15 protein-coding genes are annotated in these 24,359 nt (G+C 44.3%); 7 read left to right on the top strand and 8 right to left on the bottom strand.

What is annotated here, in order from left to right; all coding sequences use genetic code 11:
* Positions 1–104: 104 nt before the first annotated feature.
* From F7D47_RS10450 to F7D47_RS10470, 5 genes are all read right to left on the bottom strand, one after another.
* The gene (locus F7D47_RS10450) at positions 105–1,286 is read right to left on the bottom strand and encodes an AGE family epimerase/isomerase (protein WP_194252569.1); all 1,182 of its coding nucleotides are present in this window, start codon (positions 1,284–1,286) and stop codon (positions 105–107) included.
* Positions 1,287–1,327: 41 nt separating this feature from the next.
* Positions 1,328–2,671, bottom strand: a complete 1,344-nt coding sequence (locus F7D47_RS10455) for an MFS transporter (RefSeq protein ID WP_153085806.1) — start codon at positions 2,669–2,671, stop codon at positions 1,328–1,330.
* Positions 2,672–2,807: 136 nt separating this feature from the next.
* Positions 2,808–3,980, bottom strand: a complete 1,173-nt coding sequence (locus F7D47_RS10460; protein WP_153085808.1) for a glycoside hydrolase family 130 protein — start codon at positions 3,978–3,980, stop codon at positions 2,808–2,810.
* 95 nt (positions 3,981–4,075) lie between these two features.
* Positions 4,076–5,236, bottom strand: coding sequence for a glycoside hydrolase family 26 protein (locus F7D47_RS10465; protein ID WP_228112461.1), 1,161 nt, complete (start codon positions 5,234–5,236; stop codon positions 4,076–4,078).
* Positions 5,237–5,240: 4 nt separating this feature from the next.
* Positions 5,241–6,530 carry an acetylxylan esterase gene (locus F7D47_RS10470; RefSeq protein WP_153085822.1) on the bottom strand — a complete coding sequence of 430 codons (1,290 nt, stop codon included), beginning with the start codon at positions 6,528–6,530 and terminating at the stop codon, positions 5,241–5,243.
* Between the two features lie 771 nt (positions 6,531–7,301).
* On the opposite strand from F7D47_RS10470, the gene F7D47_RS10475 reads away from it, so the two are divergent.
* The 7 genes from F7D47_RS10475 (at position 7,302) to F7D47_RS10505 (ending at position 19,850) form a co-directional block, all read left to right on the top strand.
* Positions 7,302–10,610 carry a SusC/RagA family TonB-linked outer membrane protein gene (locus tag F7D47_RS10475; RefSeq protein ID WP_153095723.1) on the top strand — a complete coding sequence of 1,103 codons (3,309 nt, stop codon included), beginning with the start codon at positions 7,302–7,304 and terminating at the stop codon, positions 10,608–10,610.
* 25 nt (positions 10,611–10,635) lie between these two features.
* Positions 10,636–12,432, top strand: coding sequence for a RagB/SusD family nutrient uptake outer membrane protein (locus F7D47_RS10480; RefSeq protein ID WP_117587940.1), 1,797 nt, complete (start codon positions 10,636–10,638; stop codon positions 12,430–12,432).
* 28 nt (positions 12,433–12,460) lie between these two features.
* Entirely contained in the window at positions 12,461–13,765 is a 1,305-nt protein-coding gene (locus F7D47_RS10485) for a glycan-binding surface protein (RefSeq protein WP_228112388.1), read from the top strand.
* 71 nt (positions 13,766–13,836) lie between these two features.
* Positions 13,837–15,849 carry an IPT/TIG domain-containing protein gene (locus tag F7D47_RS10490; RefSeq protein ID WP_153085005.1) on the top strand — a complete coding sequence of 671 codons (2,013 nt, stop codon included), beginning with the start codon at positions 13,837–13,839 and terminating at the stop codon, positions 15,847–15,849.
* 114 nt (positions 15,850–15,963) lie between these two features.
* The gene (locus F7D47_RS10495; RefSeq protein ID WP_153085006.1) at positions 15,964–16,419 is read left to right on the top strand and encodes a T9SS C-terminal target domain-containing protein; all 456 of its coding nucleotides are present in this window, start codon (positions 15,964–15,966) and stop codon (positions 16,417–16,419) included.
* Positions 16,416–18,779 (top strand): cellulase family glycosylhydrolase, encoded by a 2,364-nt coding sequence (locus tag F7D47_RS10500; RefSeq protein ID WP_153085007.1) that lies wholly within the window; start codon positions 16,416–16,418, stop codon positions 18,777–18,779. The genes F7D47_RS10495 and F7D47_RS10500 overlap by 4 nt, the downstream gene beginning before the upstream one ends.
* 6 nt (positions 18,780–18,785) lie before the next feature.
* Entirely contained in the window at positions 18,786–19,850 is a 1,065-nt protein-coding gene (locus F7D47_RS10505; RefSeq protein ID WP_153085008.1) for a hypothetical protein, read from the top strand.
* Positions 19,851–19,938: 88 nt separating this feature from the next.
* Here F7D47_RS10505 and F7D47_RS10510 read toward each other — a convergent pair whose 3' ends face one another.
* The 3 genes from F7D47_RS10510 to F7D47_RS10520 form a co-directional block, all read right to left on the bottom strand.
* Positions 19,939–20,883: a hypothetical protein gene (locus F7D47_RS10510; protein WP_153085009.1), complete on the bottom strand. Its 945-nt coding sequence runs from the start codon at positions 20,881–20,883 to the stop codon at positions 19,939–19,941.
* Between the two features lie 547 nt (positions 20,884–21,430).
* Positions 21,431–22,717: a glycoside hydrolase 5 family protein gene (locus F7D47_RS10515; protein ID WP_153085010.1), complete on the bottom strand. Its 1,287-nt coding sequence runs from the start codon at positions 22,715–22,717 to the stop codon at positions 21,431–21,433.
* Positions 22,718–22,858: 141 nt separating this feature from the next.
* Complete coding sequence (locus tag F7D47_RS10520; RefSeq protein ID WP_153085011.1) at positions 22,859–24,172, bottom strand: glycoside hydrolase family 5 protein; 1,314 nt, start codon at positions 24,170–24,172, stop codon at positions 22,859–22,861.
* Between the last annotated feature and the right edge of the window lie 187 nt (positions 24,173–24,359).

Raw genomic sequence — 24,359 nt, forward strand, 5'->3', positions numbered from 1 at the left:
TGCAAAAGTACAATAAAAAATCGGGATAAACAAAAAAATCCAAGCAAATATATGATTTGCTTGGATTTTTGTATTCTATTCCTGCCTTTCAGGGAATCTGTATGTTAATAGTCACGTTCGATGAGTTCGAGACACATACGGGAGTTGTGGTAAGGACATTTCCAGAAACCCGCCTTATCATCCTCCTTGTTCACCGTACCATCTTCCAGGATAGCCCAGTGCCACTCACCGTTCTTGTTATCCAGCAGATGCTTAGCTACATAATTCCAGCAGGAGATGGCAACCAGAAGATTCTCTTCGGTACGGAAATACTGATAGAGGTCGATATGTCCGATGATGTTCTCGCACTGCACCCACCACTGGCGCTGGAGATCATACTTATCTCCATCTTTCCAATGCTCATAAACCATACTGCCATCCGGACGCAAGCCTTCATCTGCTGCATCGGCTATACGACGGATGATGCGCTCTATCTTATGCAGCAATATCTTATCGTCTAAAACCAGCGCGGTTTCGTGGAGCAGCCAGGACGCCTCAATATCATGACCATAGCTCTCGATGTTGCGCTTGCCCTCCCACTCGTCATTGAAGAAGAGGTCGAGATGATAAGTCTCCTTGTTCAGAAGCTTATCGGTGAAGATATAGAGCAGATTGCGGATGCTCTTCTCCAGTTCCGGAGTCTTCCATACACGATAAAGATTGGTATATGGCTCGATGATATGCAGATGGGTATTCATCGTACGGGAACCATTCTCATCCTTATCAGAGAGACGCATGTCGGCAATCGGATTCCACTCACGGGTCAATGCCTCGATATATCCGTTGTTCTTGGCATCAAAGGCATGCTTCTCTATGTCATGATACAGGGAGATGGCGATATCCAACGCCTCCTTGTCACCTGTTGCACGGGCATACTCCGAGAAACCATAGATGGCAAAGCCGATGGCGTAAGTCTGCTTCTTGGTATCGAGCGGATTACCCTGATAGTCAACACTCCAGTAGATGCCGCCATATTCCCTGTCGAGGAAATAACCGCGCACATACTCCTTGGCACGGGTGGCAGCCTCAAGATACTCCGGCTTCTTCAAGACACGATAGGCAGCAGAAAACGCCCAGAGGATACGGGCATTCATCACTGCTCCCTTCTCGGCTACAGGATGTACCTGGTCGTTACCGTCTACACGTCCGTAAAAGCCACCGTTTTCTTCATCTTTCACTTTCGTCAGCCAATAGCTGAGGATGTTATTCTCCAGAACATCCCGCATCGTTTCTTTAAGATTTTCCATTTTTCCTTTCTTAATAGTGATTATTAGTTATGTTAAAACAGTTATTTGCGGATAGGGAACTTCCAAGACAGCACCATCAGCAGGAAGGCGATGACAGCTGGGAAGAGAGAGAACAGTGACCATACCATCGTAAGCACAGAGTCGGTAACACTGGCTGGGTCGATCATCGTATTACCCATCTTATCTGTTATCATGTTGGCACCTGCCCAGCCCAGGAAGAGGGCGATGAGAGAACCGGAAATGGCGGTACCAAACTTCTGGCTCATCGTACCGGAAGAGAAGATAAGACCTGTAGCTGATGTTCCGAAATGCTCGGTATGATAGTCGGCTACATCGGCATACATAGACCACATCAATGGCGAATAGATACCGATACCCATAGAGGTAAGGATAACGATGGCTATCATCACCCAGATATACGACGGATTCATCGGGATGAAGAAGAAGACAACCGAGAGAACCAGACAGAGTGTTGCAGCCCAGAAGAATGCCATGCGCTTGCTGCCTACCAGACGGGTGAACCAAGGAGATACACCACCGAAAATCATACAAGTTACTTCACCAAACGCCATGAAAACGGTATAGTTGATAATCAATCCCTCGATGGTTACATTGCCATGCAGACAGTAATCGAACATATAGCCGGCAACGGCATAGCGGAATCCGTTGAAGAAGTTGGTACACACGGCGATGGCTGTCATATAGAGCCAAGCCTTGTTGTGAACGAGGTCGGCAAACTGCTGGAAAGAGAACTTCTCAGCGCGCTTCGGCTTCATACGTTCCTTGGTAAGAAGTCCGCAAGCCAATGTCATCACAGCAGCAATAATACCGAGCACGGCACCAATGACAGCATACTGATGTGCGGCTGTTCCACCTACCATCTTCTGGAGATAAGGGAAAGAAAGCAGGGTGACGAATCCCATGGCATAAGCACCCACCATACGGAAAGAAGAGAACTGGTTCTTCTCATCATCATCCTCGGTCATCACACCGAGCAATGAGCCGTAAGGCACATTCACCATGGTATATACCGCCATCATCAGCAGATAGAGGGCGTAAGCATAGATTCGCTTGCCCACAGGACCGAAGTCTGGTGTATAGAGCAAGAGGGCGAATATCAATCCGAAAGGAATGGCACCATAGATGAGCCAAGGACGGTAGGTACCGAAACGGCTCTGGGTACGGTCGGCAAGAGTACCCATCAGTGGGTCAGTAACCACATCGAACATGCGGGCTACGAGCATCAGTACTGCCGCATCCGCAAACGAGAGTCCGAAGACATTTGTAAAAAACAGAGGAAAAGCGATAGACATCACCTTCCATACAATACCACCCGCAGCGGCATCACCCAATGCATAAGCTATTTTTTCTTTTAAACGAGCCATTGTTTTTATTTTTAATGTTGAATGTTGAGTGTTGAATGTTGAATGTTGAATGTTACTAAAAAAGGGATTCGCCCCTTATCCATATTCAATAATACGGATGAGGAGTACGAATCCCTACAATCTTAATACCTGAAACTTATTTACTTAAAGTCTGTTTATTTTTTGCTACCAAAGCCTTGATCTTCTCTACAGAGAACTGAGTACGATAATCATCCTTTGGTGTATTCATGCAGTAATCTACCAATCGGTCGATGGTAGAAGTTGCCACATGCATGCGGGTATCAGAAGAAGCGTAGTAGATGAATACCTTGCCATCCTCATCTGCAATCCAACCATTGGCAAAGACTACGTTCATTACATCACCGATATACTCAGGACCTTCCGGTACGAGGAGATATCCACCTGGTTCTGCAATCACCTTTGTAGGATCCTCAAGAGAAGTCATGTACATATAGAGCACATAGCGGAGACCGCTGGCACAGCCACGAACACCGTGAGCCAGATGCAACCAGCCCTTATCAGTCTTGATAGGATGAGGACCCTCACCGTTCTTCACCTCCTGGATGGTATGATAGTGACGGGCATTGATGATCTTCTCTTCCTTGATTTCGGCATGAGTGATATCATCAACCAGTGCCCAACCGATACCACCACCAGAACCTGTATCGATGAAACCATCCTGTGGACGGGTATAGAAAGCATACTTGCCATCAACGAACTCCGGATGGAGAACCACATTGCGCTGCTGGCTCTTGGTCTTCAGATCAGGAAGACGCTCCCAGTTTACCAGGTCCTTGGTACGGGCAATGGCTGCAGTAGCAGTAGCAGCACTGAGGTCGCCAGGCTGATCATCATCATGACGCTCAGCACAGAACACGCCATAGATGTAGCCATCCTCATGAGCTGTAAGTCGCATATCATAGATGTTGGTAGCAGGAACAACATCCTCCGGCATGGTGATAGGCTCATCCCAGAAACGGAAGTTGTCAACACCATTAGGACTCTCTGCTACGGCAAAGAAACTCTTGCGGTCAGCACCCTCAACACGAACAACGAGGAGATACTTACCATTCCACTTGATGGCACCCGAATTGAGGGTAGCATTCATCATGATGCGCTGCATGAGATAAGGGTTGCTCTTCTCATCGAAGTCGTAACGCCACTCCAATGGTGTATGTTCTGCGGTGAGGATTGGGTTCTTATACTTTTCGTAGATACCATTTCCCCACTCTATGGGTTCATTCTTGCGGCTCAACAATTCCTCATGATGAGTGCGAAGTGCTTTCACTTTGTCTTGAAATGTAGTCATATTTTGTTTTATATTAATGTTGAATGTTGAATGTTGAATGTTGAGTATAAAATGCACATTGGACTAATGCCAATTCAACATTCAACATTCAACATTTATTTAACCTTTAAAACCTCTTTGGCAAAGAGGACTTTCTTTTCCTTCTTGAATTTCTTGAAGTCCTCGACGATGGCACCGTCACCGACTCCAGGGAGGTAAGCCTCTTCCTGAGGTTTGTCCCAGGCATTACGCCAGAAGAGTACATAACTCAACTGATACTTCTGAAGTACAGGCCAAAGGGTTTGGGTAAACCAATCCTTCTTGCTGGAGATACCCCTGCAACCCGTTTCGGTGAGGGCAGGAATCTTACCCACCTTCTTGGCTGCCTCCATCAGCACATCGAGCGTAGCAGCAAGGTTCTGCTGATAGTTGGCATCGCTGTTGTCGAACTCGTAGACGTCAACACCCAGCATATCCACATACTTTTCTCCCGGGAATCGCTCCAGGAATTTTTCTACTGTCTTCTCGTCGCTGAGATTTGGTGACCAAGCCCAAACGATGTTATTGCACCCTGCTTTAGTAAGTATATTTAGGGTTTTTACGTATAATTGGTTATATTGTACAGGTGTGCAACTGCTAGCTCCCCACCAGAACCATCCGCCATTCATTTCATGCCATGGTCGGAAGATGACAGGAACCAGTTTACCATCGTTTGTCTTCAAAGAAAGGATGAAATCGGAAACCTTCTTGAGCCATCCGTCGAACTTCTGTTGCTGGGCGCCTCCATCCAGGACTGCAGCTACAGCATCACCTTTCGGATCCCAGGCATTCTCGCCAGTAACCGGATTCCAAGGATGCCAACTCAAAGTAACGATGCCTCCTCTCTCATTTTGGGCAATGATTTCTTTTCGCATACGATCGAAAGACACTCCATCAAGATTTTCCTTGCTGTCGAGCTCTAGCTTACCGAGATCAAAGCCCATCACGGCAGGATAATCACCTGTAGTGAGGAATACATCGCTCTTTCCTTCATCCCATTTCCAAGTAGTACCATACACCGGATCATCCTGATGACCGAGCATGATTCCCTTGTTCTGTAATTTCTGCAGTCTAACCTTCAGTTGCTCTGCCGGAGTATTGCTACATTGCTTTTTACCCTTGCAGCAGGAAGTATTGGCAGTCTGGACTGATGCGCCCGTAACGCCATCAACCTGTGCCATTGCTCCTTGCATCGCCATGAGGCAAGCTGCACCAATCAAAATTCTTTTTCCTATCATATATCTATTTCTTTAATTGCTGAATAATCCAAGCCTGCCATTCATCCCACTGCTCCTGATACCAGTAATGACCGGTCATCTGGTACAGACTCAATGTCTTTGGCGCTTTTACCGAATTATAAAGTCCGTAAGACGATGTTGGCGGAACCACCTCATCATTATAACCGAAACTGTACCAGCCAGGAACAGTGATACGACGGGCGAAGTTGACGCCATCATAATAGCGTGCACCTTCGAGTCTTGCCTTTTCCAAATCTGTAAGTTTCTGCTCTTTCCATGCAGCCCCCTGTGCCTTGTCTTCCTTATAGAAATAGTGAGGCCATCCGCCTGCAACTCCGTGAATCTCAGCTTCATAATCACACATGGCATCATGAACAGGAGCCAGGAATGTGATTCGCTTATCGAGAGCTGCCACAGCGATGGAAAGGAATCCACCCTGTGATGAACCCGTTACACCGATAGTCTTTCCGTTCCACTCAGGGAGAGAAGCGATATAATCCACACCACGGACAGCACCGGTTACTACCCGTCTGTAAGCATTGCGATAAGGATTCTCGAGATTGGTATCCCAGTAACCATTCAGTTCGCCGTTGGCAAGATCATCATAAATCTTCTGCTGCATGGTAACAGGAACACCATGAATACCGATTTCCAGTACGATGCATTCAGCAGGAGCCGTATAAGTATCGCCGGCATAAGGGCGTACACCCGCACCAGGTACACGGAGCAAAGCCGGATACTTACCTTCTTTTACCGGGACACTCAGGATGCCATACATCTTAGAGCCCCATCGGTTGTTGTTATAACTGATTTCATATACATTCTTATCCTTGGTACAACGCTCAGGCAGAAGCACCTTGGTAGGATTGAGGTCATTCTGTCTTGCCTCATCCAGTGCCTTCTTCCAGAAAGCATCGAAATCCTTAGGTTCCTGTGCGAAAGGCTGAATCTTCTCAGGAGAGAAACCTGCCGTGCAAAGTCCCTCGTAATCCTTGCCATCAACATGAGCGATAACCTTGAGGCGGTAGAAGCCCGGTCTGTTCAGACTGCCGCACCATTTCATGGTTCCGTCCTTGAGAGTGGTACTTTTCTTCACCTCCGGAAACATTGCCGGTCCGGCTTCATAATCTACCTTCACCTGGTTGAGTAGCGTACCGCTCTTTCTCACATTCACCGTGAAATTAGCCTTCTCGCCTACCCGATAATCCCAGTCCTGATGGTCAGGAGTTACCGTTACCACGATGTTGTTTCCTCTGATTTGTGCGCTGAGGCTTGAAGTCCCCAGCACACTCATCAGAACACCTATAATTATTAACCTAAAAACATTTGCTATACGATGATTCATATTGTCGTTGGTAATCTTGTTAGTTAAACATTCTGTTTTACGGTTGCAAAGTTAGACATAATTTCCGATATATCCGTGTATTATTTTGCTGAATAAACATACTTTGTTGCAAAGGCAGAAAAATATTTGGAAATATCTGAAAAAAGAAATAAGAATTGATGCACATCAAGTCAGAAAAAGCAAAGAAAACAACAAAATACACACTCTTTTCAACTCAAGAATTGACCGAAAACAACCAAAGACCAATTAACAAAGCACAAAAGGTTATGACAATTTATATAATAAATAATGTACGCGTACCTTATATATAATAGATAAATAATAGAATAATCAATATAAATCAACCATCAAGTAAATAAATTGTAACGCTAACACTTAATCTTTAATAAATATGACGAAAATTACATTTTATTTTCACTAAAGCAGAAAAGTATTAGTAATCAGCAAAATATGTACAAGCTATTTTGCAAAAAATAGCTATCTTTGCAGCAGATTTACAAAATAGCCTAAAGGTTTAGAATAAACAATATAAAACAAATAAATATAATCACAACAATGGAAAAAGTAAATGCAACCTAGAGCTAGCCTCTAGCCCTTCCTTCTCATCAGAAAAAGATGACGAAGGAATAATCAGAGAGCACTAATCCGTTTTGGATTCTTTCCCGTATCGATCATATAAGTGAAAGAGCCCAACTGTTTTAACCAACTAACAAAAATTGTATGAACTTTAAAAGTAGAGAAAAGTTGCTTGCTAGTGTAGCTGCCCTGAGTCTTCTCGGCATCTCCCCTCAGCAAACTTTCGCAGCCCAGATCACAACGAATCAGGCTGTGCAACAGACCAAGAAGATTACTGGTAACGTATCCGATGCAATGGGTCCTATCATCGGTGCAACAGTAAAAGTGAAAGGCACAAAAAATGCCGCAGTGACAGACTTTGATGGTAACTACACACTAAATGTAGCTGCCGGACAGACTGTAGAGGTAACTTACGTAGGCTATGTTACCAAAACTTTCAAAGTAGGAGGCCAAAGCAAGTACGACATCACTTTGGTAGAAGACAACAACAGTCTTGACGAGGTGGTAGTTGTAGGTTATGGTACCATGAAGAAGAGCGATATCTCAGGAGCTTCTGTTTCCATGGGAGAAGACCAAATCAAAGGTTCTATTATCACAAACTTAGACCAGAGTTTCCAAGGTCGCGTTGCCGGTGTTACATCTGTAGCGACTTCAGGTGCTCCAGGTTCTTCTACCTCAATCCGAGTTCGCGGACAGTCAACCATCAATGCCGGTGCAGAACCACTTTATGTCATTGATGGTGTCATCTTCCAGGGCGGCGGTTCAAGCGGCGGTTCATTAGGTTTGGGAGATGCCTTAGGAAACGGTTCTGTTTCTACCGTATCACCAATGTCAACTATCAACCCAGCCGATATCGTCAGTATGGAAATTCTGAAGGATGCTTCTGCTACAGCCATCTATGGTGCCCAGGGTGCAAATGGTGTTGTACTTATCACAACCAAACGGGGTAAGATTGGAGAAGCAAAATTTACATACGACGGCATGGCAGCATGGCAATACCAGGGAAAGCGTATTGACATTCTGAATCTTCGTGAATTCTCAGAATATTATAATGATTTTGTAAACAACGGATGGATTTCACAGGATCAGGCACGTCCTGATTTCTCAGACCCATCTATCTTGGGTCGAGGAACCAACTGGCAGGACGCTGTATTCCGCACAGCTTTCCAGCACCAGCATCAGGTTGCTGCACAAGGTGGTACAGAGAAGGTTAAGTACTATGTTAGTGGCGGTATGATGGATCAGGATGGTACTATCATCGGTTCTAACTTCAAGCGTTTGAACGTACGTGCCAATCTGGACGCCCAACTGAAGAAATGGTTCAAGATAGGTATGAATACTACATACACAAGAACCAAGGAGCGCCTGCTCCATGCTGATGGTACAGAAGGTGTTATTACATACGCATTGACTACACCTCCAGATATTGCAATCTATGACGTAGACGGAAACTATACATCTGTAGTACGTGACGGCTGGTCTTCACCAAACCCTATTGCACAGGCATTGAGCAAGGATATCACCATGAAGCGCAACAAGCTGACCGGTAACATTTTTGCAGACATTACTCCTATAAAGAACCTCACCTGGCATACAGAGTTGGGTTACGACTTGTCATGGAGTGATGCAGAGGTCTTTACACCTACTATGCACTTAGGCAACTGGAACCAGGACACAAACTCAGCAAGTTGGCAGAAGAATACAAGCAAGTATTGGCAGTTTAAAAACTACATTACTTATTATGGAAGTATCAAAAAGCATTCTTTCACAGCCATGCTGGGTCAGGAAACTTGGCGTAGTGACTGGGATTATACCTATCAGGCAAACTCTAATTTGCCAAACAATACAATCCATTTGCCATCTTTGGGTTCCAGCACTCCTAGTATCAAGTCTGGTTTCGGTGTTACAACAATGTCATCATTCTTTACACGTGAGACATACAACTACGATGACCGTTATTTAGCAACATATACATTCCGTCGTGACGGAAGTTCTAACTTCGGTCCTGAAAACCGTTGGGCTTCATTCCACTCATTCGCAGCAAGCTGGCGTTTCTCTAACGAGAAGTTTATCAAGAGCATCGCAGGTAAATGGTTGAGCAATGGTAAGATTCGTATTGGCTGGGGTCAGACTGGTAATGCCAATATCGGTGCTTACAAATGGGGTACTACCGTAACCAAGTTCCTTGTTGGTCAAACAAGCGTAGCATACCGTCCTACCAACATTCCAAACACTTCTATCAAGTGGGAAACTCAGGAACAGACCAATATCGGTCTCGATCTTGGACTCTTCAATGATAAGATTGGTTTCACTCTCGACTGGTACAACAAGGTTTCCAACGATATGCTGATGCCTTTACAGTTGCCTTCATATATGGGTACTCAAGGCAATGATTCTTCACGTCTTAATGCACCTTGGGGTAACTACGGTAAGATCAAGAACACCGGTTTCGAGTTGGCAGTAAACGCTCATCCTATTGCTAACAAGAACTTCTCTTGGGATACAGAGTTCAACATTTCTTGGAACAAGAACAAACTGGTAGGTCTCAGCGGCACAACCAATGCCAACATCATTGGCTATGGCCAGTGGAACGACGTGGTCTGTGTAAGTAACATCGGCAAACCTCTCTATCAATTCTGGGGATATCAGACCGATGGCGTATACAAGGATTTTGAAGATATCAAAAACTCTCCTAAGCCTAAGAGCTACAAGGAAGGAGCCCTGAATAAGGGAACAACCGTATGGCCAGGCGATATCAAGTTTAAGGATATTTCAGGTCCTGACGGAAAGCCTGATGGAGTTATCGACGATTACGACAAGACTTACATCGGTAATCCACAGCCTAAATATACATTTGGTTGGACCAACACATTCCGTTATAAGGACTTCGACCTGACATTGTTCGTCAGCGGTTCTGTAGGAAACAAGGTTATGAACTACCTGAATATCAGCATGAGCAAGATGAACAATGCCTGGGTAAACCAGAGTGCAAGTGTCAAGAATCATGCCGTACTGGCTCCAATTGATCCGAACAAGGACTACAGTAATGGTTATAAAGGCAACAATGCCAATACCGTATACAACTGGTATGATGACGTAGACAACATCTATGTAGTAAACGCAGGAACCAACATTCCACGTCTTGCTATCGGTGACCCAGCCGGAAACTCTAGCGTTATCAGTGACAGATATGTTGAAGATGGATCATACTTGAGAATGAAGAATATCACTTTAGGTTATACATTGCCTAAAAAGTATGCAAGATACCTTCATATTGAGAGTTTGAGAGTATATGCAAATATACAGAACCTCTTCACTATTACCGGTTACGACGGTTATGATCCAGAAGTAGGTGCAAGTACATCCGATTCACAGGGATACAGCTTCGGTGTAGATAACGGACGTTATCCTTCACCAACGATATATTCTTTCGGTATCAACCTTGCTTTCTAATTAAATAACAAAAGAATAAACAATTATGAAAAAATACAATATATATAAAACGGCCGTTTGCGCATTCGTCTTGGGTCTCAGCTTGTCTTCTTGCGGGGACTTTCTGGATCAGCCAGACAATTCCAACTACAATGCAGACACGTTCTATAATGGTGATGCAGAGTGCTATCAAGGCGCCAATTCTCTGTACAGTATGCCATGGTATGATTTCCAAAGAGGTTTCTTCAAAGTTGGTGAAGTTATGTCAGGAAACTATTATTGGTGGGGAAGTGAAGATACTCAATACTGGAACTGTAACGTATCTGCCAACAATGCCAACCTGAAAGATATGTCTTATTCACTTTGGACAGTAAATGCCTACGCCAACACCATTTATGATAAACTGAAAGGTGCCAACGCAAGCGCAAGCGTTAAGAGTGCATGTATGGGAGAATGCCTGACATGGAAAGCTATGGCATACTTCTATCTTGTACGTACATTCGGTGCAGTGCCAATCATCCATAACAACACAGACATTATCGGTGCCGGTACATACAATGACCAGTATAAGGCCAACATAGAGGATGTATACGATTACATCATCATGACCTTGAAAAAAGCCATTGAACTGTTACCGGAAAAAGATCCTACAGGTCTTGGACGTATTGACAAATACAGCGCAGAAGGCTTGCTTGCCAAGGTTTACCTGACAAAGTCTGGTTTCGATCCAGCAACTACAACTTACGAACAGGGAAGTGTGGCATACATCAAGACCACCAATCACCAGCGCAACCAGGAAGATCTTGACAACGCTGCCAAATATGCAAAGGATGTTATAGACAATAGTGGCAGAAGTTTGGAACCTGCAGCCAATTTCCCAGCAATGTTCTACAGCGCATACAAAGGTCCTGAATCACTCATCGCATGGCACTGGCGTGCCACACGTGACCCTTGGACATCTCAAAACTCACTTCAAAGTGACCTCGCTATTTCGGGTTTCGATGAAACAGGTAACAACTGGGGAGGATGGGCTGGTCCATCAGTAGACCTGATAGAAGCTTTCGGAGATAATCCAACAAGCCAGACTAGAAACAACACCGACATCCGCCGTAAGGCTACCATGATTATGGCTGGTGATAAATACGACTATTTCTACACAGACTGTGGCGGTTTCGATTTCCTGAAGCACGTATATAAAGGATACGAGAAGCACCAAGGTAACGGAGAACTCCAGAGTCCAACAGGAGCACAATGTGCCAAGCATCTTGTTGGTGATAAAGCCGACCATAACTTGCATATAGGCTGCGACTTTGATGTGATGGCTTATGGTAACTATACTCAGCTGTTACGTCTTGCAGATGTTTATCTCATCTATGCAGAAGCCAAGATTGGTAATGCAGGCTCAACAACAGATGCATCTGCCATTGATGCATTCTACAAAGTTCGCAACCGTGCGGTATCTACATACGAACGCCCAACATCTATCAGTTTCGAAGATGTATGGAAGGAGCGCAGATTGGAGTTAGCACTTGAGGGCGATCGCTGGTATGATTACGTACGCAGATACTACTTCGATCCTGATGCAACAATTGCTGAGTTGAACGCACAGAAGAGAAATGAGTATTATGGTCTGAATGCGCTCTATGAGACATGGTACAACAAGGGTAGCTATGATGGTCCTTGGAACTTGAACAGCGATGTAAGATACAATGATGATCCTGGTAAGCATCAGAACGTTCAGATGAGCAGTTTTACCATCCCATTCCCTACAGAAGATGCAACCATGAACCCTCATTTGCTGGAGGCACCACAGCATGTTGACATTTCTCAGTTTACTTATTAATATAAGAAACCTCAAAAACAGAACAATTATGAAGCTAAATAATAAAATATTAAGTATCATGCTTCTTGGAGCTACAGCTTTTACAGGTCTCAGTATCACAAGTTGTGTGGATGAGCCTGACAAATATGAAATAGCTGGTGGAACTCCTTCTATTGATTACGTTCGCCTGTGCGATGTAACCAAGAAAGATTCCATGTTAACTGGAGCATACATGGGTACAAGTATCTGCCTGGTCGGTAACAACTTGAGAAGTATAACAAAAATGCTTTTCAACGACCAGCAAGCCATTTTGAATACAAGTATGATTACAGACCATACCTTGATTGTAGATGTACCAAAGACTCTTACTGACAATCCTACCAATAAGATCTACATGTACAACAAGGATGGTGAGTGTACTGAATATGACTTCAAGACGCTCGTACCAGAACCGGTGGTAACATCATTGAGCAATGAGTTTGCAAAAGATGGCGAAACCGTAACCCTGAAAGGTGACTACCTGCTGGATTACGAGAATGCTCATCTTAAAATCACATTCCCAGGCAACGTAGATGTTACAGATTTCAAGAGCATTTCCAAGAGTGCCGTTACTTTTGTGGTACCAGAAGGTGCACAGAAAGGATTTGTCACAGTAGAAAGCATGTATGGAAAAGGTAAGTCTAAGTTCTATTTCCGTGACGACCGCTGCATACTCTTCGACTGGGATAATGACGGAGATGACGCAATAGCAACAGGTCATGGCTGGCGTGATGGAATTCAAAATGGTAACCGTATGAGGAATGATGTTGAAGGAGTTCAGCCTCTTGACGGAAATTACTACTACTTAGGAGGCAAGACCGTTAATTTCGATTCATGGGCTGAAGATGAATACTCATTCAACTACTGGCCAGAGCCGGCTGCAGGTTATCCTGAGTTGAACTCGCTGATGAAATGGGATGATGTTGACAACATGCAAGTGAAGTTTGAGGTTAACATTCCTAATGATTGGACAGGCTTGTCATTACAGGTATATTTTACCGGTAACGACCAGGTAACATACTCAACAGGCAACAACAACTATCTTGCAGATGACAAGTTTCCACGTGCACTTTGGACTCCATGGTATGGAGCAACCAACAACACATTCAGCACTTCAGGAAACTGGCAGACTGTTTCTATTCCATTATCAGAATTTGCATACGACAGATATGGAAACAAATTGGGTGGTTTGAAGTTTGAGAATCTCACAGGTATGACCATGTTCCTCTATACAGGACCATACAAAGAGGCTACTGTAGAATGCTCACCAACAATTTGCGTTGATAACATTCGTGTTTGCCCTATCAATGAATAAAATTTGCTGATGCTGGCAGTCATCCAACTGCCAGCACTGCAAACAAACAAAAACAATAAACGTCAATCATTATGAAAAGACATAATAAATCTTTCCTCTGGTTGGTTCTGCTACTGATATGCAGTACATTTGCGTTCACATCATGCGACCGTGATGACTTGAACACCGACCAGTATGGCAATGAAATATCTGTATTATCATACGGTCCAAACCCTGTACTCCGTGGGGGTGTCCTTACTTTCAAGGGAGCCAATCTTGACCAGATTACAGAAATAGATCTTCCTGGTGCAGAAGCTATTACCAGCATTAATGTTATTACATCAGGAAAAAACTCAGAAATCAATATTGAAGTTCCTGCAGAAAAATGTGAACCGGGTATTGTTACATTGAAGACCGCCAAGAATGGTGAAATCAAGACACTTACCCCAATCACATACATTGAGAATTTGAAATTCACAGGTTTCTACGTAGGTGAAAACAAGGAAAACCTGGTAGGAAATGTTGGAGACGTCCTCACCCTCGAAGGCGATTACCTCAACAACATTACATCTGTTATTTTTGCTAATGGCTACACTATGGATGCCGAGAGTTTTAAATCTCAGACACGCTATCAGATTCAGTTGGTTATCCCAGCAGAAGCAGGAGAAGGCAGATTCCAGATTAGCGATGGAAACAACTATATGTATTCTGAAGGTGCTTTAAGTATCAATGCTCCTGAAATCGATGCAAACAATGCTATCGGTAAGTCTCTCATCAAGGCTGGTGAAACAGAGGTCCTCAGAGGTACTTCACTTGACCAGATTGCAAGTATTGAGTTGAATGGTGCAACCGTAGAAGCAGCTGACTTCAAGTCACAAACAGCTTCTGAGATTACCTTCGTTATCTCTTCAAAGGTAGCAGACGGTGAAATTACAGCTGTAACAAAAAGCGGTATAAGAATTCCTTTCGGTGAGATTACGACCGTAGTTCCTAGTCAGCTCGTTGCAACTCCTTCCCCTATCAAGAATGGTGAAGAGATAACTATCAGCGGTAAGGATATGGATCTGATTACAGGTATCGCATTCCCTAATGCCAAGGAATCTAAACTTAACAAGGTTGAGACAACAAAGGTTACTTCTACAGTACCAGAGGATGCACAGGAAGGCGACATCACTTTGAGTCTTGATAATGGCAAGACTGTAACAGTAGCCTATACATTGGTTAAGCCAACCGTTACCGCTTGCGCTCCTGCAGCCATCACAGCTGGCGAGAAGACCATCATCAAGGGTACAGATCTCGACCTCGTGAAGAGCGTCACCTTCCCTGGCGATGTTGAGCAGACCGTAACAGACTTCAAGGGTACAGCCAATGCCATCGCAGTAACAGTTCCTACTGCCTGCGCCGGTTCAGGCTTCAAGCTCAACCTGAAGAATGGTACTACTGTCAACATCGATGGTCAATTGAGCATCAAGGCAGCAACAGATCCAGCTATTGCTTCCATCGCTCCTGGTGAGGCTATCGCAGGTTCAACCATCACTATTACAGGTAAGAACTTCCAGAACATCCAGAACCTCTATATCGGTTCTTATAAGGTAAACCGCTATACATCTCGCACCAACACAGAGATTGTATGCCAGGTTCCTGCCAATGCAGAAGTTGGTACCTACAAGATCGTGATGGAAGACCCAGACGGCAACAAGATTGAAGGTCCTGAGTTCAAGGTGGTTCCTGCAGAAAAGGATATCGCTACTATCACAACCAACATGGACAACAGCGCCATCAAGTATCCATACAACTTCACTTGGGATGACACCGGTCGTTTCCGCATCATGAAGGCAGACCTCATCAAGTTGGGTGTCAAAGTAGGTTCCAAGATGCTCTTCTATAAAGAAGCAGGAGCTACCGGTCAGATTCAGATCAACAACGCCAACTGGGGTGCCATTGATTCTCCAGCAGACTGGGATGGCAACAAGGATTGCATTGTGAAGGTATTCGATGCAGCCATGATGGAAGCAGTAAACAGCATCTCAGACGGTTGGAGCGATACAGCCTTCATTCTCCAGGGCGACTTGAAGAATGTAACTAAGATTGCCATCCTCCCATAAGATAGAAATATTTAACATAAAAAACGCATTTATGTGAAATATAATTCGTAAATTTGTGGCGTAGTTATATCAACTGCGCCACATTTTTGATTTTAACCAAAACATTAACCCGATATGAAGAAAATAGCATTATCCTTACTGGTAGCTCTCAGTTGCATCTCAGCCAAAGCTGCCGACGGCAAGTCGCTGTTTGTTTCATTCAACGATGGTAGCAAGATAGAGTTTGCACTGAGCACTCTACCGGAAGTAACCTTCGGAGATGATAAGATGACTGTAAAATCTACAGCTACTACTGCCAGTTACGAACTATGGAAGGTTTCCACCTTCACTTATGGTACAACAACAGGCATCAAGCAGGTAGAAACCAACAACAAGTTTGCCTTCGAAGGTGACCGCATCATCGTGGATGGTACCAACAACAAGGTAAGCGCCTTCGCACTGGATGGGAAGAACATCAAACTCTCTCCTATCACAGCTGGCGACAAGACCATCATCAATCTCAGTGAATTGACACATGGTATCTATATTATCAAAATCAATAACAAATCCTTAAAAGTAGCAAGACAATGAAAAAACTATTACTCTCACTCCTGGCAGTAATGATTTCATTCACAGCCTTGGCACAAACGAAAGGAGACAAATTGACCATCAACCTCAAGAATGGAAAGACAGAAGCATGGGATCTGACAGCAGATGGAAAGGCTCCAGTTTCTAAAATCACACACTCTGCAGATGGTAAAGTGGGATTCGTGATGACGGGTCTGGAAGACTATGGTGCTTTCGAAATCTACGACATCAACGACATCAACAATATCTCCTTCTCTATCTATCACGAAAGCGAAGTGGACGATGTAAATCTCGCCGACCCTTCAGCTACTGAAAAGACCAAGCGTCTCTACAAATATCTGCAGCTGAATTATGGTAGCAAGACCATCTCTTCGGTCATCGCCAACGTCAACTGGAACACCCAGGAAGCAGATAAAATTTATAAAGCAACAGGCAAGTATCCTGCCATTAACTGCTATGATTTCATCCACATCTTCGTACCTAAGCAGGGTTCCAACGGATGGATTAACTACAACGACATCACCCCTGTCACCAACTGGGCTGACCAGGGTGGATTGGTATCACTGATGTGGCATTTCAATGTGCCTAAGACAGAAAGCACTGTTCCGGGAATAGACGGAAGCGGTGTAACCTGCGCCCCATCCGAAACTTCCTTCAAGGCTGCCAATGTATTTACTGCAGGCTCTTGGGAGAACAAATGGTTCTATCAGGAGATGGACAAGGTGGTGGAAGTTCTGCAGAAGTTGCAGGATGCAGGCGTTGTTGCCGTTTGGCGTCCTTTCCACGAAGCTGCCGGCAATGCCGGTCTGAAATCAGGTGCCAGCTGGGGTAAGTCCTGGTTCTGGTGGGGATATGATGGTGCTGAAACCTACAAGAAGCTTTGGCAGACCATGTTCGATTACTTCCAGACTAAAGGCATCCACAACCTGATATGGGCTTGGACTACACAGAATTACAATGGCGATGCCAATACCTATAACAATGATGCCGACTGGTATCCTGGCGACAAGTATGTAGATATCATCGGCCGCGACCTCTATGGTTATAATGCAACCAAGCAGGCACAGGAGTTCAAGGAGATTCAGGCACGCTATCCTGGTAAACTCATCGCTCTGGCTGAGTGCGGAACTGATGCCAACAACAATACAGCTACAGCAGGTATTGACGAAGCATGGAACGCCGGTGCAAAATGGAGTTTCTTCATGCCTTGGTATGGAAGCAACATGCCATCCAACGACTGGTGGAAGGCAGCCATGAACAGCAAGAACGTGATTACCCGCGACCAGGTGAACCTGAACGCAAACTATGTAGAGGAAAGTGCTGTGGATGCTGTGAAGAACATGGGCATCGGTACCAATTTCGGCAACTGCACAGATGTGGTAGCCATGTGGATGAACATGAACAGCAATTCTGTTACTGATTTCGAGAAAGCTTGGGGACAGGAGCCAACGACCAAACCGATGGTAGATTTCCTGAAGAAGAACGGTTTTAATTCCGTCCGCATCCCCGTTACCTGGTTCCAGCACATGAAGGCAGACGGAACCGTGGATGAGGCATGGATGAACAGAATACAGGAAATCGTTGATTACGTGATTGATAATGGTATGTACTGCATCCTGAATGTTCACCATGATACAGGTGCAGACGATAAGGATGTGAAGCACTGGATCAAGGCTGATGAAGCCAACTATAAGGAGAACAAGGAGAAATTCGAGAGTCTCTGGACTCAGATTGCCACCCGTTTCAAGAACTACGACCAGCACCTGCTCTTCGAAGGCTACAACGAGATGCTAGATGCTGACAACACCTGGAATGCGCCAAAGAATGCTAGCAGCTACAAGGGGCTGAACGGATATGCCCAGAGCTTTGTGAATGCAGTACGTGCTACCGGTGGCAACAACGAGACCCGCAACCTCATCATCAATACCTATGCTGCAGCTAATGGTGACGACGTATTGAACAACCTCGCCATCCCTACCGACAAGGTGGATGGTCATATCGCAGTAGAAGTTCACACCTATGCTCCATGGGACTGGTTTGCCCAGAAAGGCAAGTGGGATGCTTCCTGCAGCAAGGAAATCGCTGATATGTTCACCCGCCTGAACAAGAAGTTCATCAGCAAGGGCATTCCTTGCATCATCGGTGAATACGGTACTCACGGAAGCAAGAGTGTCAGCAAAACCAGTTCTGCCAGCGAGATTCAGGCTGCTGCCGACCAGGCTGCCGACATCGTGAAGCAGGCAAAGGCATACGGCGTAGCGACCTTCTACTGGATGAGCATCTTCAGCGAAAAAGACAGAACGGTTCCTCAGTGGACACTCCCTACAGTAGTGGAAGCAATGAAAAAGGCTTATAATGAATAACAAATTATGAGAATCAAATATATTATATTGATGTTCGCGGCCCTCCTGGCTTTCTCTTCATGCGGTGAGAAGAAAAAGAAATCGTATGACGAGATTGCCATGAGCGGTCTCACAACCCGCACAGAGAATCTGAAAACCAACATCAAGGCGTATGCCAACAAAGGTACGCTGATAGGCCAGATGTATGGAACCTTAACCGGAATAGGCTGGAACCGCTGGCAATGTGACAGCGACCGATGCGACTTGAAAACTCTCTGCGGTTACAGACCGGCTGCAAATGGATATGAGTTGGCTGGTATTGAAAATGGAAAATCACAGAACATAGACGGCGTTCCGTTCAAGGCTATCAGGGAAGATGTGCTGAAACACTTTCGTAAGGGAGGCTTACTCATCATGAACTGGACAATGCCTGATTATAACGGCAATGATGATATGCTGGAGGAATATACCAAACAGGTTGCCAAATATCTTGATACACTGCAAGATGGTTATGGTATCAAAGCACCTGTAGTACTCAATCTTCTTCCTGTAGACGGTAAGACATGGTACTGTAAACTCAGCAAAGACGACTATATCAGTCTTTATAAGAAGATACAGAATCTCTTGGATGACGAGGATGTAACGAATGTAGTTTATAGTTATTCTGAAACCTACCAGCCGGGCAAGAATCTGATGGATCGCTATCCGGACAACAAGATTGATGTGATCAACGTGACATATCTGCAAAGCAAAAATGCCATCGACCTCCCACTCTACCAGAAGAGCATCAAGGAGATTGTGAAGCAGACTCTGCCTTTTGCCCAAGACCACAACAATGCCTTCGGACTGACAACAGGAGTAGAATCTATCGGTGATTCCAGTATTTTTTCAGAGACATTGCTTACAGTACTCAAGCAGCATCACATAGCTTACCTGATGTTTGGCAGAAACCAGGGAGAACCGATTGAGGAGCATTACTATACTCCATATCCTGGTGTATCGAACAAGAAGACTCATGGTTTCATGGAAATGATAAATGATGAAGTTTGTGTTTTCCTGGAAAAACTAAACGGACTATATCTTGAACATTAATCAATGTTCGAAACGGATAAAATCAAAAAGAGAGGGCATTCACATACCCTCTCTTTTCTTTTCAACAAACTAAAAATATAACTCTATACTATTTCTGAACATACTTTTTACCGTTCTTGATTACTACACCCTTATAAGATGCACCCACCTGCTGACCTGCAAGGTTATAAACCGGAGCATTCTTAGCAGCTGGAGCTACAAGCGCATTTGATATATTAGTTGGAGTATTGTCTTCCAATAATACATAAGCGTGAGCTAACTTGCAATTATTATAGATATTGAAAGTTACACCACCCTTATGATATTCACCATCAACATAAGCATCTGTACCATTTTTTGCAGCCTTCTTGAAATCACCAACAGTAACAAAGATATCAAAATTCTTACCATCAGCTGCCTTCAATTCATAGGTTGGACTCCAATTATCAGAATTGGCAAATCCACCAATACCCCAACCATTGCGAGATGCATAAGGATCTGTCGTATTCTCGAAGCTTAGTTTCACCTTTGTATCATCAGCATATTTGTCAAATTCTGAAGCCAAAATAGTATGACCTTCAACCAATGTCAATTCAACCTCAGTCTGCTTAACCGCATTTTGGAAATAAGCACTCTTGAAAGTGACAGTCTTAGGAGCTCCATCTACACACTGCAAATAAATCTGGCGAACAACGTTCTTATGATCAGCATTCAGTGGAACAGTAATCTTATTGTCGGTACCCATTGCAGTTGAGCAAATTGTTTTATCATCATCACCTTTGGCATCATATTCTACAACAACCTGAACATTAACCTTATCAGAATTTTCAATCTCTAACACGAAATCATCGTAATCAGAGCAATCCTTACTGCCAAGCCACCATCCTGGGCGATAGCTCCAATTTTCGTGGAATGTAATAATTTTGGTCGTTGCATCATACCAAACTGTTTCACCATCCTTCACATTGTTGTTTGGCTCTCCAATATCAAGAGTAGCTGCGTTAGCAAACATAGCAAATAATACGCCACACACGAGAGTAAATAACTTTTTCATAAGCTCTTAAAAATTTTTTATAGGTTTAAATATTGTTTTTAGAATCAACACGTTTATTGGTTCTTGTCGATGCAAAGTTACAACAAAAGTAGCGAAACAAATGATACTTTATTATCTAATAATGATACTATTTTATCAAAGTATAAAATAAACTATTTTTATAGCTAATATTCCTATAGTTCCCTCGTTTCAAGTGAGGCCTACTTGATTCTGGGCAGGATGTATCTGAAATTACATCGCGACGTATCTGTTGCTGCGTCGCGACGCGTCTGTTATTACGTCGGGACGCAGCAAATGCTACGTCGGGACGTAATTTCGGGAGCATCGGTAAGCGGAATCGCTTACCAATAGGAGAGACAACAGGTGGCAATAGGTGACAATAAAAATATCGCTTTTTGCCACCCATTATTCTCTCATAATCAGAGTGTTACAACACGAGTGGCAGATATAGCAACAAAATCGAAAAAAAATACAATAAACAGAAAAAAAAGGGTGCACCATGAACTGATGGCACACCCTCCTAAAACAACTAACAATTTCACTAAACTTATAACTTACCAATCTTCTTCATTCTGTCTACCTGCGTCTTTACTACATCCAATGTAGATTTATCGGTAGAAAAAACGGAGTTCAGACCTTGCGCTTCCTGAGCAGGATCACCGGTGTAGTCATCACCTACCTGCCACTGCTCATGCTTAGGATTGGCAAAACCGCCCCATCCCCAGAAGTTGCAACCGGCAAAGTAACCGCCAGATGCAGCATTGTCGCCAACAAGACTGAACACATACTTATAATATCCATCACGTGCTTCTGTTGTAGAAGAAGTTGAAAAAGAGAAACCATCACGAGGATAGCCGAACTCCTCCATCACCAATGGCTTCCTGATACGTCCGCATACCTCAAGATGTTCATCAATATACTCCTTTGTGTTCTTGCAGGAGATTCCCAAATCTTCCTGCAAATGGTCTTTTCTCGCCCAACTCCAGTTGTATGGCCAAAGATGAATGTTGCAATAATCTACATTCTTGTCGGCACAAATCCGTTCCCAACAGTTCAGTTCTCCTTCACATCCCCATTTACCTTCGCTACCGATAGAAATCAGATGATTCTTATCGAGCGAACGGATCAGCTTGCTCGCTTCACCCAACCATTTTTCGAAAGCAGGCAACTGCTCTTTGCTGAAAGCACGAGGCTCATTACCTATCTGCCATGACATGATGGCCGGGTCATCTTTATACTTCTTCTTTGTATATCTGTTGGTTCTCGTAAGTATGAATTTCACATAATCATAGAATAGCTGATGCGCCTTTTCGCAGGATGCATATTTGGCGACGAAGTTCATGAAGGCAGGATATCCATCTTCGTTAGGACGGGGAGCCTGACCCAAACCTGCCTGCTCCAGGTAATAGCCATAACCGCCACTCCATTCCCAGGAATTGTTCAGATAGAGCACGGCCAGCATCTTGCGTTTGCCCATCTCCATCAGCAGATAGTCGAGACCGGCAAGAATCGTATCATTATAAACGCCCGGAGCTTCCTGCAGCGTCGGCTCAACCTTGGTCTTCACTCCTCGCTTTCCATCAGAGCCCATCAGGATGCGGAGATTATCAATGCCCATCTCCTTCATCTTATCGAGTTCCCTACAGAGACGCTCACGGTTGCCGCCCTGTCCTTCTGAACCGAGGATGGCACCATACCAGAAATTGGTACCTACATAATAATAAGGTTTTCCGTCGCGAACGAAATGTCCGTCCTTTACCTGCACAAAGTTTGACTTCGCAGAGATATTGCATGTAGCCAATGCCATCATCAATAAAACAAATATCTTCTTCATTTATTTATTAAGTTTACAGTTTAAAGATTCATTTTCGGTTGCAAAGATACTAAATAAGGGCAAAAAAGCATGATACTTTTTTGCCCTTTCTACATATAAATCTAAACTATGCTTATTTATTATTGCTTTTTCTCTATTTTTCTAAGGTTTCGGATAGATTTTCAGGTAATCTTCCATCCCTTCGGCTGCTCCCTGCATCACACCTTTAAATATATAGGAGTCGGAAACCACCTGCTTCTTTCTGTCGAAGATGGTCATGTGGGGAAGAGGCTGCACATTGATATCCCAGACATACGGGATAAGACCTGCCTTCATCATTTCGGCAGTCACAGCACCATACCATGCCATCATACTCTCATTATGCTTCTCCTGATTACCACCGAAGAGAGAGGCATCCTTACGGTTGGCACCATATTCACCGATGACTACTGGATAGCCCAGATCCACAAACTTCTGTTTCATCTTCATCACCTGATTGGTGATATGCTGGTAGGCATCCACGTTCTTATTATTATACCAGATGGTGTTTACTGTTCGTCCCTGGTCATCGGCTGGCGCATATCCTTTCCAATAAAGAGCCACCTTGCCCCAATCGGCATCTTTGTCCATCAAGGTAAATATATAAGGATCGTAGAAATGAACCTCTGCCATCAGACGGTTCTTCACCTTATCCTTCAGACGGGTGATGTCGTAAGAATCCTTGGCAGCCAAATCAATCTCGGTCTTTGGAGTCTGTACGATGAGCACACGGCTGGCATTATTACCACCGGTAGCACGGACGGCATCGATAAACACCTGTTCGTATGCCAGGAGACGGTCGGCAAACTCCTTACTATCAGGAGCCAGCATGTCGCCTTGAACCTGCGGACTGGCACCTCCCACTCCCGGTTCGTTGAGGGCAGCAAAGAGAACCCGCTGGTCATACGTCTTGAATTCCTTTGCTATATTCGTCCACAGCTTGCGGAACATCTCCTTATATTCTGTCACATTCGCCCCACAGGTAAAGGCATCATGCTCCATCCATCCGCCATCCCAGTGTTCGTTGATGATGACACAGAGACCGGCATTGAGACCATAGTTTACGATTTCCTTGATTCGTTTCATCCAGACAGGATCTATGGTCATATTCTCCTTATCCGTAAGATGTCCAGCCACCCAGGATATAGGGATGCGAAGACTGTTGAATCCCTGCTGTTTCAAACTCCGGATATAGCTCTCAGTAGTCTTATCATTCTGCCATGAAGTTTCTGACTTCAGTCCTGCCAGATTGGTAAAGACATCATTCCAGTCGCACGCCTCCATCGTATTACCCAGGTTGACTCCTGGAGCCATATAGTGAGCCAGTTCGGTAGCCGTGAGTTTCATTTTCGAGATACGACCATCCACTGGTTTAACCTGTGCGCCAGCCCAAGCGAAATGAGCGGCAGCCCATATAATCATAACTATCTTCTTCATATATCAATCTAACGTATTATCGGGTTTTGAAGTTATCATGTTGCAAAGATAGCGAAAAAACTGTAGCGTGAATGTATATTTTTGATAAAAGGATAGGTATATTATGTTAGGATGTACGATATTTACACAAAAAAAGGACGCACATCAGAGAAAGATTCCCCTGATATGCGCCCACACCTACTTTATA

The organism is Segatella copri (assembly GCF_009494835.1).
In the GTDB taxonomy this organism is placed as follows: domain Bacteria; phylum Bacteroidota; class Bacteroidia; order Bacteroidales; family Bacteroidaceae; genus Prevotella; species Prevotella copri_F.

Bases quoted from the DNA above. Each gene is read 5' to 3' on its own strand.
- F7D47_RS10500 (WP_153085007.1), top strand. From the start codon at position 16,416: ATGAAAAAACTATTACTCTCACTCCTGGCAGTAATGATTTCATTCACA.
- F7D47_RS10455 (WP_153085806.1), bottom strand. From the start codon at position 2,671: ATGGCTCGTTTAAAAGAAAAAATAGCTTATGCATTGGGTGATGCCGCT.
- F7D47_RS10470 (WP_153085822.1), bottom strand. From the start codon at position 6,530: ATGAGTGTGCTGGGGACTTCAAGCCTCAGCGCACAAATCAGAGGAAAC.
- F7D47_RS10520 (WP_153085011.1), bottom strand. From the start codon at position 24,172: ATGAAGAAGATAGTTATGATTATATGGGCTGCCGCTCATTTCGCTTGG.
- F7D47_RS10475 (WP_153095723.1), top strand. From the start codon at position 7,302: ATGAACTTTAAAAGTAGAGAAAAGTTGCTTGCTAGTGTAGCTGCCCTG.
- F7D47_RS10505 (WP_153085008.1), top strand. From the start codon at position 18,786: ATGAGAATCAAATATATTATATTGATGTTCGCGGCCCTCCTGGCTTTC.
- F7D47_RS10485 (WP_228112388.1), top strand. From the start codon at position 12,461: ATGAAGCTAAATAATAAAATATTAAGTATCATGCTTCTTGGAGCTACA.
- F7D47_RS10480 (WP_117587940.1), top strand. From the start codon at position 10,636: ATGAAAAAATACAATATATATAAAACGGCCGTTTGCGCATTCGTCTTG.
- F7D47_RS10490 (WP_153085005.1), top strand. From the start codon at position 13,837: ATGAAAAGACATAATAAATCTTTCCTCTGGTTGGTTCTGCTACTGATA.
- F7D47_RS10465 (WP_228112461.1), bottom strand. From the start codon at position 5,236: ATGATAGGAAAAAGAATTTTGATTGGTGCAGCTTGCCTCATGGCGATG.
- F7D47_RS10450 (WP_194252569.1), bottom strand. From the start codon at position 1,286: ATGGAAAATCTTAAAGAAACGATGCGGGATGTTCTGGAGAATAACATC.
- F7D47_RS10495 (WP_153085006.1), top strand. From the start codon at position 15,964: ATGAAGAAAATAGCATTATCCTTACTGGTAGCTCTCAGTTGCATCTCA.
- F7D47_RS10510 (WP_153085009.1), bottom strand. From the start codon at position 20,883: ATGAAAAAGTTATTTACTCTCGTGTGTGGCGTATTATTTGCTATGTTT.
- F7D47_RS10460 (WP_153085808.1), bottom strand. From the start codon at position 3,980: ATGACTACATTTCAAGACAAAGTGAAAGCACTTCGCACTCATCATGAG.
- F7D47_RS10515 (WP_153085010.1), bottom strand. From the start codon at position 22,717: ATGAAGAAGATATTTGTTTTATTGATGATGGCATTGGCTACATGCAAT.